General features: G+C 69.5%; 9 protein-coding genes. 6 read left to right on the top strand and 3 right to left on the bottom strand.

All coding sequences use genetic code 11. The features are described from left to right. Positions 1 to 7: 7 nt before the first annotated feature. The 6 genes from QH470_RS13475 to QH470_RS13450 all read left to right on the top strand — a co-directional run bounded on the left by QH470_RS13475 (position 8) and on the right by QH470_RS13450 (position 7,246). Positions 8 to 379, top strand: a complete 372-nt coding sequence (locus tag QH470_RS13475) for a hypothetical protein (RefSeq protein WP_280272675.1) — start codon at positions 8 to 10, stop codon at positions 377 to 379. 225 nt (positions 380 to 604) lie between these two features. After that, the gene (locus QH470_RS13470) at positions 605 to 2,287 is read left to right on the top strand and encodes a tetratricopeptide repeat protein (RefSeq protein ID WP_280272674.1); all 1,683 of its coding nucleotides are present in this window, start codon (positions 605 to 607) and stop codon (positions 2,285 to 2,287) included. 288 nt (positions 2,288 to 2,575) lie between these two features. Continuing rightward, positions 2,576 to 4,870: a carbon starvation CstA family protein gene (locus QH470_RS13465; RefSeq protein ID WP_280272673.1), complete on the top strand. Its 2,295-nt coding sequence runs from the start codon at positions 2,576 to 2,578 to the stop codon at positions 4,868 to 4,870. Then, entirely contained in the window at positions 4,867 to 5,106 is a 240-nt protein-coding gene (locus QH470_RS13460) for a YbdD/YjiX family protein (protein WP_280272672.1), read from the top strand. Before QH470_RS13465 ends, QH470_RS13460 begins: the two co-directional genes overlap by 4 nt. Positions 5,107 to 5,240: 134 nt before the next feature. After that, positions 5,241 to 6,740, top strand: coding sequence for a DNA-3-methyladenine glycosylase 2 family protein (locus QH470_RS13455; protein ID WP_280272671.1), 1,500 nt, complete (start codon positions 5,241 to 5,243; stop codon positions 6,738 to 6,740). After that, positions 6,737 to 7,246 (top strand): methylated-DNA--[protein]-cysteine S-methyltransferase, encoded by a 510-nt coding sequence (locus QH470_RS13450; protein ID WP_280272670.1) that lies wholly within the window; start codon positions 6,737 to 6,739, stop codon positions 7,244 to 7,246. The genes QH470_RS13455 and QH470_RS13450 overlap by 4 nt, the downstream gene beginning before the upstream one ends. A 111-nt stretch (positions 7,247 to 7,357) precedes the next feature. Here QH470_RS13450 and QH470_RS13445 read toward each other — a convergent pair whose 3' ends face one another. The 3 genes from QH470_RS13445 to QH470_RS13435 all read right to left on the bottom strand — a co-directional run bounded on the left by QH470_RS13445 (position 7,358) and on the right by QH470_RS13435 (position 13,263). Further along, positions 7,358 to 7,723 carry an ester cyclase gene (locus tag QH470_RS13445; RefSeq protein ID WP_280272669.1) on the bottom strand — a complete coding sequence of 122 codons (366 nt, stop codon included), beginning with the start codon at positions 7,721 to 7,723 and terminating at the stop codon, positions 7,358 to 7,360. A 165-nt stretch (positions 7,724 to 7,888) separates the two neighbouring features. After that, complete coding sequence (locus QH470_RS13440) at positions 7,889 to 12,091, bottom strand: AAA family ATPase (protein WP_280272668.1); 4,203 nt, start codon at positions 12,089 to 12,091, stop codon at positions 7,889 to 7,891. Beyond that, positions 12,088 to 13,263, bottom strand: a complete 1,176-nt coding sequence (locus QH470_RS13435) for an exonuclease SbcCD subunit D (protein ID WP_280272667.1) — start codon at positions 13,261 to 13,263, stop codon at positions 12,088 to 12,090. The genes QH470_RS13440 and QH470_RS13435 overlap by 4 nt, the downstream gene beginning before the upstream one ends. Positions 13,264 to 13,311 lie beyond the last annotated feature (48 nt).

The raw sequence follows: 13,311 nt of genomic DNA, 5'->3' as shown, positions 1-13,311 counted from the left end.
AACGAACGTGTCCAATCTGGATCTCGCGCTGAAGGACATGATGGTGATCGACGGTGCGGTCGGCGCCGCGGTCGTCGACTACAACAGCGGTATGCCGCTCGGCATGCTGGGCAGCTCCAAGAGCCTGGACCTGCAGGTCGCCGCGGCCGGCAACACCGAGGTGGTCCGCGCCAAGATGCGCACCATCGAGCAGCTCGAACTCAACGAGGAGATCGAGGACATCCTCATCTCGCTGTCCGGCCAGTACCACATCATCCGGCCGATGACCGGCCGTAAATCCAAGGGCCTGTTCCTCTATCTCGCGCTGGACCGGGGGCGAGCGAATCTCGCGATGGCCCGGCATCGGCTCAAGAACATCGAGGAGAGCCTGGAGGTCTGATCCCGACCGCAGGTGATTGCCCGGCTTCTCGATACCGACGGCTTTCCCGGGGCCGGGCAACTGCGCATGGCCCTGCGGGGCAAGATGTTTCACGGCGCGCTGCCCGTATACTGCCCCTCCGGTGCCACGCTCACCACTACCGTGTGGAAGTGCCGGCGGGGAACCGTACGATCGGAGGAGCCGCCTCGCGGCGGTGGTTCATACGCGCTCCCGAGGGGAATCACCATGCCGGACAGCGGAAAAGGGCTCGTCGGAGCACTGCCGCTCACCGACGTCGTTGCCGCACTGTCGACCCAGCTGGCAGCGATACGTCCGTTCGAGGCCATCGATTTCGAGCCCACTACCATCGACCTGACGTGTCAACTGTTGATCGATACCGACGCCGACAACCGCGAACCGCGCTTCTGGGTGGTCGGAGCAAACACCCTGCTGCCGGGCGGAACCACCACGCACACAGTGAAACTCACGCTGTCCCCGGCGACAGGGGCAGCAGTGGCGGCCGACGCGCCTGGGCAACCCGCTGCCGCGGAGCCGAAGCCGGTCACCGAGGAGGCACCGACCGAGCCCATCCCGCACGCCATCAGCACCGCCCCGGCAACCCCCGCCGACAACGAAACCCCCAGCACGAGTGCGGCATCCGATGCGACGTCCAGCGCGGGTACGGCATTCGACGCGACCGCCAGCACGGGTACGGCATCCGACGCGACCTCCAACACGGGTACGGCATCCGACGCGACCTCCAACACAGGTACGGCATCCGACAACACCTCCAGCACCGATGCGGCATCGGACGAACCCGCTTCTACCATCGAGCATCAGGCCGCAGGCGACGCGTCGGCCGCGGAGACGGTCATCGGGCGGCACGCCGGACTCATCGCTCTGCACGAGCGCATCGTCGCCGACCGGGAACGGGCACACGGGCCGTCGCACCGCGACACTCTGGTCGCCGCGGGCGATCTCGCCCGCGCCTACTACGACGCGGGCCGGGTGACCGAGTCCAACGACCTCTATGAGCGGGTGCTCGCCGACGGCGAGAGCGTGCTGGGCTCCGACGACGTCGACACGCTCAACTTCCGCACCAAGCTGGCCCGCGGATACCGCCGCGTCGGCCGCCTGCGCGAGGCGATCGACCTGTACGAGCGCACACTCACCGACAGTGAGCGGGTCTTCGGGTACGAACATCGCAATACCCTTGCGGCCCGGCACAATCTGGCCATGGCCTACCGCCAGGCGGACCGGCTGCCGGAGGCGATCGCCCTCTACAAGCGCACCCTCGCCGACTCCGAACGCGTGCTCGGCGCGGAGGACCCGGACACCCTCGCCACCTACGACAGCCTGGCCCTCGCGATGCGCGAGGCGGGCCGCGTCGAGGAGGCCGCCGAGCTGAACCAGCACAGCCTCGCCGTCCGCGAGCGCACGCTCGGCGCCGACCATCCGGAGACGATCGACTCGCTGGCGGCGGTAGCCGACGATCATCTGGAGGCCGGGCGGGTCGCCGAGGCCGCCGAACTCTCCGAGCAGGCGGTCGACACCGCGGAGCGGGCGCTGGGCACGGACCATCCGGCGACGCTGCGCGCCCGCGGCAATCTGGCGCTCGCCTACGAGCGGCTGGGTCGGCGCGACGAATCCATCGAGCTCTATCTCCGCGTGCTCACCGACCGGCAGCGGCTGCTGGGCGACGGGCATCCGCTCACCATCCTCGCCCGTAGCAACCTGGCCTGCTCGTACTTCGAGGCGGACCGCTACGCCGACGCGGTCGACGAGTTCACCCGCACCCTCGCCGATCGCGAGCGGGTCCTCGGCCCGGACCATCCCGACACCGTGAAGACCCGCGAACATCTCGCCCTCGCGCACCGGGCGACGCTGCAGGCCGAGGCGGCGGGCGCCCCGCCCGCGAATCGAAAATGAGCCCTCATCGCCCGCCGAGTCCGGACTGCGCGATGAGGTGCGCCTGGACGAAGAAGGTCACCGCCGCGCGGTCGGGATGACACGCGCGTAACCCGCGTAGCCGCGCATCTCGAGTAGCGGAAGCGACCGTGCAGTATGTGAGATCGGCGTGACAACATACAGTCGGATACAGGAACGTACCGATCGATATGTTCGGACTTTCTTAAGTCGAACTCGAACGCGCCCGGGTTCGGCTACGTTGTGTCCGTTTCCGCATGACCAGCATTGACGCACGGGAGAGTAGCTCGCATGGCGACCATCGAAGCCCTCCGAACAGACCCCGACCTACCTCCCGTGGGAGTCGTGGACCGTTCCCCGATCACGCCCGCCAAGAAGGGGATCTTCCTCGCCATCGCCGTCCTCGGCGCGGCGGCGTGGGCCGTGCTCGGCATCGCCCGCGGGGAGAACGTGAACGCGGTGTGGATCGTGGTCGCCGCGGTCTGCACCTACATCATCGCCTACCAGTTCTACGCGCGGCTGATCGAATGGAAGATCACCAAGCCCGACGACCGCGTCGCCACTCCCGCCGAGGAGATGGAGAACGGCAAGGACTACATGCCGATGGACCGGCGGGTCCTGTTCGGTCACCACTTCGCCGCCATCGCTGGCGCGGGCCCGCTGGTCGGCCCCGTGCTCGCCGCGCAGATGGGCTACCTGCCGGGCGTGCTGTGGATCGTGGTCGGCGTGGTGCTGGCCGGGGCGGTGCAGGACTACCTGGTGCTGTGGGCGTCGACCAAACGCCGCGGGCGCAGTCTCGGCCAGATGGCCCGCGACGAACTCGGCGTGGTCGGCGGCGCGGCGGCGCTGATCGCGGTGCTGGTCATCATGGTGATCCTGCTGGCCGTGCTCGGCATCGTCGTGGTGAACGCGCTGGCCGCCACCAAGGGCGCGGACGGGCAGCTGCACGGCGGGAGCCCGTGGGGCGTGTTCTCCATCTCGATGACCATCCCGATCGCTCTGCTGATGGGCCTGTACCTGCGCTATGTGCGGCCGGGGAAGGTCGGCGAAATCTCGATCGTCGGCTTCGCGCTGTTGCTGCTGGCCATCATCTCGGGCCGCTGGGTCTCCGAATCCGGTTGGGGCCGCGACCTGTTCACGCTGTCCGGCACCACCATCGCCTGGCTGCTGATCGTCTACGGCTTCATCGCCTCGGTGCTGCCGGTCTGGCTGCTGCTGGCCCCGCGCGACTATCTGTCGACGTTCATGAAGGTCGGCACCATCGTGCTGCTCGCGGTCGGCGTGGTGGTCACCATGCCGGTGCTGAAGGCTCCGGCCATCTCACAGTTCGCGAGTAACAGCAGCGGTCCGTCGTTCGCCGGCAGCCTGTTCCCGTTCCTGTTCATCACCATCGCCTGCGGCGCGCTGTCCGGATTCCACGCGCTGGTGGCCTCGGGCACCACGCCGAAGTTGCTGGAGAAGCAGTCGCAGGCGCGGATGATCGGCTACGGCGGCATGCTGATGGAGTCGTTCGTCGCGGTGATGGCGCTCATCGCCGCCAGCATCCTCGACCAGCATCTGTACTTCGCCATGAACGCGGGCGCGGGCGCGACCGGGGGCACCGCGGAGAAGGCGGCGACCTACACCAACAGCCTGGGCCTCGGCGGCGATCCGATGACCGCGGCCGAATTGAACCAGGCCGCAAAGGATGTCGGCGAGGAGAGCATCGTCTCGCGCACCGGCGGCGCGCCGACGCTGGCCGTCGGCATGGCCGAGGTGATGCACAAGTTCATCGGCGGCACCGGGCTCAAATCGTTCTGGTACCACTTCGCGATCATGTTCGAGGCGCTGTTCATTCTCACCACGATCGACGCCGGTACCCGTGTCGCGCGGTTCATGCTGTCGGACACCCTCGGCAACTTCGGCGGCCCGGCCGCCAAGTTCAAGAATCCGTCCTGGTGGCCGGGTGTTTTCCTGTGCTCGTTCGTCGTGGTTGCGGCGTGGGGTTCGGTGCTGCTGATGGGCGTCACCGATCCGCTGGGCGGCATCTACACGCTGTATCCGCTGTTCGGTATCGCCAACCAGCTGCTGGCCGCGGTGGCGCTGACCGTCGTGCTCGTCATCGTGGTGAAGAAGGGCCTGGTCAAGTGGGCCTGGATTCCCGCGCTGCCGCTGATCTGGGATCTCATCGTCACCATGACGGCCTCCTGGCAGAAGATTTTCTCCGCCGACAAGAACATCGGATACTGGAAGCAGCACAGCATCTACAGCGACGCGCAACAGGCCGGCAAGATCGTGGCGCCCGCGAAGACCATGGCGGACATGGACAAGGTGGTGCGCAACACCTTCATCCAGGGCACGCTGTCGATCGTCTTCGCGGTGCTGGTGCTGATCGTGGCGGCGGTGGGTCTGATCGTCTGCGTGCAGGCGCTGCGCAAGGGCGGCGGGCCGACCACCGAATCGCCGGAGTCGCCGTCGAAGATCTTCGGGCCCAGCGGATTTCTCGCCTCGAAGGCCGAGAAGGAGGTGCAGCGGAAATGGGAAGAACAGGCGAAGACGGGCAGGACCGACGAACCCGGAGCCGCCTCCGCCGTGGCGCCGGAGTGACCGAGCCGGGTATCGACACACCGCGCGCCACGCGGAGCGGTCCCGGGTGGGCCGTCCTACGTGGCGCGCGCGCCGTCGTCTGGTACATGAACTCGATTCTCGGTGGCCAGGACTACGCGCGGTACGTCGAGCATCTGCGGCGCAACCACCCCGATCGGCCGATTCCGAGCGAGCGGGAGTACTGGCGGGACCGGCACGACGCGGCGGCCCGCAATCCGGGCACCAGGTGTTGCTGAGCTGCGGAAACGAGTACCGGGCAATCAGCTCATCTCCGGCAACCACGGTAATAGCCATAGTGCATCGCTATGCAACATTCGAGCCGTAGGGGAAGGTGGCAGATTTCCGCTAGCGCGGATCGGCTCGGACTGACATGGTGGACGGCGTGAGTGCGAACGGTCTGGACTTCGAGCGCTGTTATCGTGCCGTAGCGACCCGCGATGTGCGATTCGACGGTCACTTCGTCACCGCGGTGCGGACGACCGGAATCTATTGCCGCCCATCGTGTCCTGCTATCACTCCGAAGCGCACCAACGTCACCTTCCTACCGACGGCCGCGGCCGCGCAGCAATCCGGGTTCCGGGCCTGCCGTCGCTGCCTGCCCGACGCCGCGCCCGGGTCGCCGCTGTGGAACACCCGCGCCGACCTGGCCGCCCGCGCGATGCGGCTGATCGCCGACGGCACCATCGAACGCGGCGGGGTGCCGGCGCTCGCCGGTGCGCTGGGCTACTCGCAGCGGCAACTGACCCGGGTGCTCACCGCCGAACTCGGCGCCGGGCCGCTGGCGCTGGCGCGCGCCCATCGCGCGCACACCGCCCGGCTGCTGATTCAGACGACCCGAATGCCGATGTCCGACATCGCTTTTGCCGCCGGTTTCGCCAGCATCCGGCAGTTCAACGACACGGTCCGCGAGGTGTTCGCGGTCAGCCCCACGACACTGCGGGAAGAGGCGCGGCGGCTGCGCGGCGATACCCTGCCGGCCACCAACGGCATGCTCACCCTGCGACTGCCGTATCGCGAACCGCTCGATCGGTCCTGGTTGGAGTGGTTCCTGTCGTCGCACGCGGTGCCGGGGCTGGAGCTGTGGGAGGACGGTACCTACACACGCAGCCTGCGCACTCCCCACGGGCACGCGACGGTGCGACTGAGCGTCCAAGCGGGGCATGTGCGCGCGGGGCTGGCGCTGCACGACATGCGGGACCTGGCGCCGACGGTGGCGCGACTGCGGCATCTGCTCGACCTCGACGCCGATCCGATCGGGATCGACGAATCGCTCGCGGCCGGATTCCGCGGCCCGGCGATCACCCCGGGCATCCGGGTGCCGGGCTGCCTGGACGGCCCGGAACTGTTGCTGCGCACCATGATCGGGCAGCAGATCTCGGTGTCGGCCGCGGCCACGCACACCGCGCGGCTGGTCGAGGCGCTCGGCGACAATGTCAACGGGCCGGTGCCGCGGCTGTTCCCGACCGCGGAGACCATCGCCGAGCGCGGCGCCGAGGTGCTCACCGGTCCGGCGCGGCGCACGGCGTCGATCCTGTCGGCCGCGCGCGCACTGGCCTCCGGCGAACTGTCCCTGCACGCCGGGCGCACCGCCGGCGACGTGCGCCGCGATCTACTCGCGCTGGACGGGGTGGGGCCGTGGACCGCCGACTACGTCACCATGCGGCTGCTCGCCGACCCCGACATCCTGCTGCACACCGATCTGGTGGTGCGGCAGGGCGCGGCGCTGTTCGGCATCGACCTCACCGACACCGCCCGGTGGGCGCCGTGGCGGTCCTACCTGTCCATGCATCTGTGGAAGCGCGCGCTGGCCGAACGCGCCGTGCCCGCCCGCGCCACCAACGGTTCCGCGAAAGTGAGTGTGCGGCAATGACAACCGCCGAGTACGCGACGACCTCGACGCCGGTCGGGCCGTTCACCACGCTGGTCGATCCCGACGGCGCCGTCCTGGCCGCGGGCTGGACCGGCGACGCCGAGGAGCTGCGCGTGCTGATCCACCCGCGCCTGCGGCCCGCCGAGCTGCGGCAGCGACCGTCGCTCGGCGCGGTCACCCGAGCCGTCGAAAAGTTCCACGCCGGTGACGTTTTCGCGATCGACGACATCGCCGTGCGGCAGCTCTCGGGCCCGTTCCTCGTGCACGCCTGGGAGGTGCTGCGCAAGGTCCCCGCCGGAAACCCGGTGACCTACACCGCTTTCGCCGACCTGTCCGGCCGCCCCGAGGCCATCCGCGCGGCCGCCAACGCCTGCGCCCGCAACGCCGCCGCCCTCTTCGTCCCCTGCCATCGCGTCCTGCGCACGGACGGCTCCCTCGGCGGCTTCCGCTGGGGGCTCCCGGTCAAACGCTGGCTACTGGACCATGAGGGGTCTGGGGCGGCCTGACGCACGCCCTCGCGTGCGTTGCTGGAGGTGTCGTGCGGACGGTGTTTGGACGTGTTGCGAAAGCGGTTCTTACACAAGTCGTCTTCAGCTGTCGAAGCAGGCCGTGCATGTCTAATTGGCCGTAATGTCGGATGAGCAACCCGTCGGCGAAGTGGTCGATGTGGATGACACCGACCGATACGGAGACGCCTGTCGGGGGTGGCCGTCGAAGGGGCCGGTGTGCGTACCGACGAACCTGCAGCGGGACACGAAGCGGGTGCCGTCGACCAGCGCCTCGTCGATGAGGTGACGGCCGTCCGGGAAGCCGCGGTAGAAGGCTTCCTGATTGCGCCGCCACTCCGCCTGCCCCATCGCCGGTCCGCTACCCACCTGCACGACCAACTCCGGAGCGATGAGCGCGCCGATTTCGATCCAGTCCTGCGCGTCCAAGGCCGCGTACAACCGTTCCCCGATCGACCTGATGTCGTGCCCACTCATGCCGACGCAGCCTAGCGTCCCGTCAGAACGGTTGCAGCGGCAATCCTTCGCCATTCCACCATGAATCCTTGCGTCGAATCCCTGTCAGGCCCGGGGCGACGGCCACGATTTCGCGTGGTTGTTCCTGGTTGCACTGGTCGCGGAACGGCGCGGACGCTCGGGTGGTCAGGCGACGATGGTTTGGAGGCGGGAGCCGGTGGGTTCGCGGATTACGTGTAGGCGGCTGGGGATGCGTTGGCGCATTTCGTCTACGTGGCTGACGACGCCGACTACCCTGCCGCCGGAACGGAGTTCGTCGAGTACGCCCATGACCGAGTCGAGGGTGTCGGCGTCGAGGCTGCCGAAGCCCTCGTCGATGAACAGGGTGTCCAGCACCAGGCCGCCGGATTCCGCGGCCACCACGTCGGCCAGGCCGAGCGCCAATGCCAGTGAGGCCATGAAGGTTTCGCCGCCGGAGAGGGTTTTGGCGGGACGGATGGCGCCGGTGTAGTCGTCGCGGACGTCCAGGCCCAGACCACCCCGGCGGCCGCGCGGACCGGCTGCGTCGGTGTGCACGAATTCGTAACGGCCGCCGGACATTCGGCGCAACCGCACGGAGCCTGCCAGCGCCACCTCCTCCAGGCGGGCGGCCAGGACGTAGGAGCGCAGCGACATCCGGCGGTTGTTCTCGCCGCGACCGGCCACCACCTCGGCCAGCCCGGCCAGCTCGTCGTGGGCCCGCTGCATGGGGGCGATGCGGTCCACCGCGGCCCACAGCTGACCGCCGAGTTCCTCCAGCCGCGCCACCCGGCGGGTGGCCTCGGCGTGGGTGCCGACCGCCGCGTCCAGACAGGTGCGGGCTTGTGCGACAGCGGTTTCCAGCTCGTCGAGGTCGGCGGACTCGATGTCGGCGGCGGCGCGGATCTCCGGTTCCGCCAGCACGGCCTCCGCGTGCGCGCGGGCGCGGTCGGCGGAGACCAGCGCGGCCTCCATCTCCGACTGCTGCTCGGCGGTACGGGTGGCGGCGTCCACGACTTTGGCGTAGGACGCCAGCACGGCGAAGTCATGGTTCCATGTCTCGGAACGGGTAGCGGCATTGGGCCGCTCCGAGTCCGAACCACCTCCGACCTGCCCTGTTTCGGACTGGGTATTGGCAATGGACCGCTCCGAGTCCGAAACACCTTCGGCCGCAGCGTTCTTCGACCGCGGCACCAGGCCCGCAGCGCGTGCCAGTTGCTCGACGCGGGCGGAGAGCGCGGTCACCCGGTCTCGAGCGGCGGCGACTTCGACACGTGCGTCGCGCAGTTCGGTGGCGTCGCGGACCAAGGCCTCCAGCCGGGCTCGGCGGCGGTCCACCGTACCGTCGGCGCCTGCCGCCTCCCGCAGGCGTTCGGTGAGTTCGGCCAGGCGGCGGTCGGCGGCCAGCAGGCGTTCCTGCACTGCGCTGCACTGGGATTCGAGTTCGCGCAGTTCGTCGTGCAGCTGCGTCTCGGCGGTGCGCAGGCGGGCCAGTTCCACGGTGAGATCGTCGTGCTGGGCAGCCGCGCGGCCCGCCGCCTCGTAGCCTTCGGTGGCGGCCGTCAGGGCGGCGGCCAGCTCCGCCTTGTCGCCGTCGCCGCCACGCTCCACGAGCACCTCGATCCGGCGCTCCAGCTCGGTACTGCGGGCCAGTGCGCGATCGCGGGTCGACTCGGCGGCGCGTTCGGCCGCGACCGCCCGCTCCTCGTCGCGCCGGGTGGCGGCCGCGGCGGTCGGCCGGGCCGGTTCGGGATGCTCGGGGGCGCCGCACACCGCGCACGGCGTACCGTCCGCCAGCGCGCCCGCCAGCTCCGCGGCCATGCCCGCGAGGCGGCGCTCGCGCACATCCAGCGTGTGTTCACGGGCATCGGTGTGCGCGGTTCGGGCGGTCTCGTACTCCTCGCGGGCCTGCGCGGCCTCGGCACGGCACCGCACCAGATCCACTGCGGCGGTCGCGGCCGCCCGCAACCGCTCGCATTCAGCTGCCAGCCCCGCCAGCCCGGCCATGGCATCGGCGGCCGCTCGCAACCGCACCTCGGCGGTCCGGATGGACTCGGGCAGTTCAGCCCGTCGCAATTCGAGCTTCTCGGCACGTCCGGTCAAATTCGCGTATTCGGTACGCAGCCCGGCCAATTCGGCCGCCAGCGACTTTGCCGACTCAGCATCCGCCCGGACCTCGTCCAGCGCCCCGATCTGCGCCGACCACCCCCGCACAGCCGCCTCGATCCCACCGGCCGTTTCCCCGGACGGGGCCGCAGACCGCATCTCAGCCGAATCCCCGGAGCGCTCGACCAACGACCTGTCCCCGGCCGAACCTTCGGACCGCTCATGAACCTGGGCCTCGTCCCGCTCATGAGCTTGTCCCTTAGACCACTCATGTGCCTGCGCCTCGAACCGCTCGTGAGCCTGCCCCTCGAACCGCTCATGAGCCTGCCCTACGGACCGCTCGTGAACCTGAGCCTCGTCCCTGCCATGAAGTTGCCCCTCGGACCACTCATCATGAACCTGCCCATGGTTCCGCTCGCCGTCCGGCGTCTTCCGACTGTCCCCGGCGGGAGTTCCGATTCGGTCACCCGCCAGGGATCCGGACCGCTCCGCACGCGACGACTCGGGCCGATTCTCGGGAGTGGACTCGGAACGCTGTCCAGGTACGGACTCGAGCCGCCTACCGGTCGCCGACCCCGACCGCTTCCCAGAAGCGGACTCCGACTGCTTCCCGGGAGCGGACTCGGATTGCCTTTCAGCTGCGGACTCGGCCGCCTTTCGAGTCCGGCCTTTAGCACTCGGAGTGAGGAAGCTGTCGATCGAGAACAACTCCAGTTCCTCGGACTCGTGCGAGTCGGCAACGGACAACGCGACTTCGGGTGAGTCCACCGAGTCAACCGCAGGCGACAGGATCTCATCGGGGTCGATCGGATCGGCCACGCGCAGTATATGTTTGCCGGACTGGCCCGCTGCCGCGCCATGATCAGCCGACCCCGACAGTTCCTCAACCATCTCGCCTACGGCCGGCACGTCTTCGGCCGAGCCTGACAGCTCCTCAGCCGACTCGCCCACGCTTGGCACGTGTTCGGCCCCCGACGTCTTCGCGGACGAGTTGGCTGCGGCCCGCACATGTCCGGTCGGCTCGGACTTTTCCTGTGCCGACGCGGCTGCTGCTCCCGCGGGTCGATCCGAGTCCGGGGTTTCGTTACAGAACTCGGGAGCCTGCGGCGGGGTGGGGATCAGCTCGGTCAGGTCGGTTGCCAGGGCTGTGTCTGCCAGTTCGGCGGTGGCGAGATCTGCTGCTGCCCAAGGGGTTCCGGGGAGTTCGGCGCTGGGTGGGTCGAGTAGGCGGGTCGCCAGGCGTTCGGCCGTGGCGCGGGCCTCGTCGGTGCGGCGGCGCAGTGCCACGGCCGCCGAGCGGGCCTCGGTCAAGGCCGCGGCTACCGGTTCGGCGCGGCGGGCGCGGTCCAGTTCGGCGGTGAGCTGGGCGCGGTGGTCGGCGGCCGCGGCGTACTCGTCGAGTTGGGTGCGGGCGGCGGACAGGCGGCGGTGCAGGTCGCGCAGGCGGCGCTGCTCCTCGGCCGCGGTCTGGGCGCGGGCCGAAACCTGCTGGCAGCGTTGGAGTTCCGTGGTCGCGGTGGCGAGGTCGGTGCGGGCGGTGGTCAGGAGTCGCTGCGACCAGTCGACCGACTCCAGCGGAGCGACGGTTTCGGTGGCGCCGAGTCCGGCGGCGCCGCCCACCTGTGCGATCAGCCTGTCGATGTGCTGGCGCTGCGTCTCCAGATCGGCGCCGCTCTCGCGGCGGCGCTGCGCGAGCCACTGCTCGGCGGTGCCGAAACGTTCGGTGTCGAAGAGCTTTTCGAGCAGCTTCTCGCGATCCTCGTTGTCCGCGCGCAGGAAACGCGCGAAATCGCCCTGCGGTAGCAGCACCACCTGGAAGAACTGGTCGGCGCTCATGCCGAGCAGGCGGAGTATCTCGTCGCCGATATCCGGTATGCGGGAGAGGTTGGCATGGCCGCGCCCGTCCAGCCATTCCAATGTCGCGGCGGCCTGTTCGGTGGCCCATCCGGTACCGCGCTTCTTCGGGCGCTGGAATTCCGGGGAGCGGATCAGGCGCAGCCGGCGGCCGCCGAGCGTGGCCTCCAACATCACCCGCGGCGGGAGTTGCGGGTCGGCGTGATCGGAATGCAGCCGCTTGCTCTCCCCACGCGCGCCCGGCACCCGCCCGTAGAGCGCGAACGCGATCGCGTCGAGCACCGTGGTTTTTCCGGCGCCGGTCTGCCCGTGCAGCAGGAACAGTCCGTCGGCGCCGAGTTCGTCGAAATCTACTGTCGCCGTCTCGGCGAAGGGCCCGAAGGCCGTCATCTTCAGCCGGTGCAGCCTCATGCCGTCAGCTCGTCGGCGGCGGCTGCCACGGCCTCGGTCTCTCGTTCGGCGACGGCCGCGGCGAGGGCGCGCTCCATCCACTGCAGCTCGCCCGGCGACGGCTCGCCGCGGACGTCGGCGAGGAAGCTGCGCGCTACGTCGGTGTCGCGTCGGCCCTGCACCCGCTCACGGTAACGCAACTCCGGATTACCTTCGGGGCGAACCCATTCCACGTGCACGGCGTGTCGGAATCGGCCGCGCAGCCGCCGCAGCGCGTCGACCGGACGGGCATGGTCGGTCAGGGTCGCCGAGACGTAGTCGTCCTCGGCCGCGGCGTGCGCCGAGTCGTCGAGCAGTTCCTCGAGTGCGCCCGTGAGGTGGGTGAGACCGCGCACCCGCGGAAGATCTCGCCGTACCACGTCTTTCAGCCCGTCGGCGTCCATGTCGACGATCCACACCGCCTTGCGATGCGAACGCTCGGCGAACGAGTACGGCAGCGGCGAACCGGAGTAACGCACCGAATCCGACAGCGCCTGCGGCGAATGCAGGTGTCCCAGCGCCACGTAATCGATGCCGTCGAAGGCGCCCATCGGCACCGTCTCGACGCCGCCGACCGAGATGGTCCGCTCCGAACCGGTCGCCTCGCCGCCCACGACGAAGGCGTGCGCCAGCACCACCGACCGCGGACGCCCGCGTCGCTCGACATCGGCGCGGATGCGCGCCATCGCCGCGTCCAGGATCTCCGCGTGCGACCGTGCCTGCGGCACCTCCAGCTCGGCGCGGGTGATCTCCGGTTCCAGATACGGGATGCCGTAGCAGGCGATCTCACCGAACTCGTCGGAGAGCAGCACCGGCCGCTCGACGTCGGCGACGGTGGTGCGCAGATGCAGCCCGCCCGCGGCGGCGAAGCTGCCCAGCGCGCCCAGGCGGGTGGGCGAATCGTGGTTGCCGGAGGTTGCCACGATCACCGCGCCGGCCGCCCGGATCGCCTCGAATCCCCGATTGCACACCGCGATCGCGTCGGCACTGGGAATCGATCGGTCGTACACGTCGCCCGGCAGGAGCACCGCCTCGACACCCTCGGCGGCCACGATCTCGGCGATCGATTCCAGCGAACGTGCCTGGTCGGCAAGCAGATCCACGCCGTGGAACGTGCGCCCTATGTGCCAGTCCGACGTATGCAGCATCCGCATGCCGCGCAACCGTAGACGCTCCCACCGACAGATCCGAAACCGGCTGGC

Source organism: Nocardia wallacei (assembly GCF_029868745.1).
In the GTDB taxonomy this organism is placed as follows: Bacteria; Actinomycetota; Actinomycetes; order Mycobacteriales; family Mycobacteriaceae; genus Nocardia; species Nocardia wallacei_B.
Note: the sequence above shows the minus strand (reverse complement) of the source record. Positions and strands in the feature narration are given on the sequence as shown.

Bases quoted from the DNA above. Each gene is read 5' to 3' on its own strand.
- QH470_RS13470 (WP_280272674.1), top strand. From the start codon at position 605: ATGCCGGACAGCGGAAAAGGGCTCGTCGGAGCACTGCCGCTCACCGAC.
- QH470_RS13455 (WP_280272671.1), top strand. From the start codon at position 5,241: ATGGTGGACGGCGTGAGTGCGAACGGTCTGGACTTCGAGCGCTGTTAT.
- QH470_RS13435 (WP_280272667.1), bottom strand. From the start codon at position 13,263: ATGCGGATGCTGCATACGTCGGACTGGCACATAGGGCGCACGTTCCAC.
- QH470_RS13450 (WP_280272670.1), top strand. From the start codon at position 6,737: ATGACAACCGCCGAGTACGCGACGACCTCGACGCCGGTCGGGCCGTTC.
- QH470_RS13445 (WP_280272669.1), bottom strand. From the start codon at position 7,723: ATGAGTGGGCACGACATCAGGTCGATCGGGGAACGGTTGTACGCGGCC.
- QH470_RS13440 (WP_280272668.1), bottom strand. From the start codon at position 12,091: ATGAGGCTGCACCGGCTGAAGATGACGGCCTTCGGGCCCTTCGCCGAG.
- QH470_RS13465 (WP_280272673.1), top strand. From the start codon at position 2,576: ATGGCGACCATCGAAGCCCTCCGAACAGACCCCGACCTACCTCCCGTG.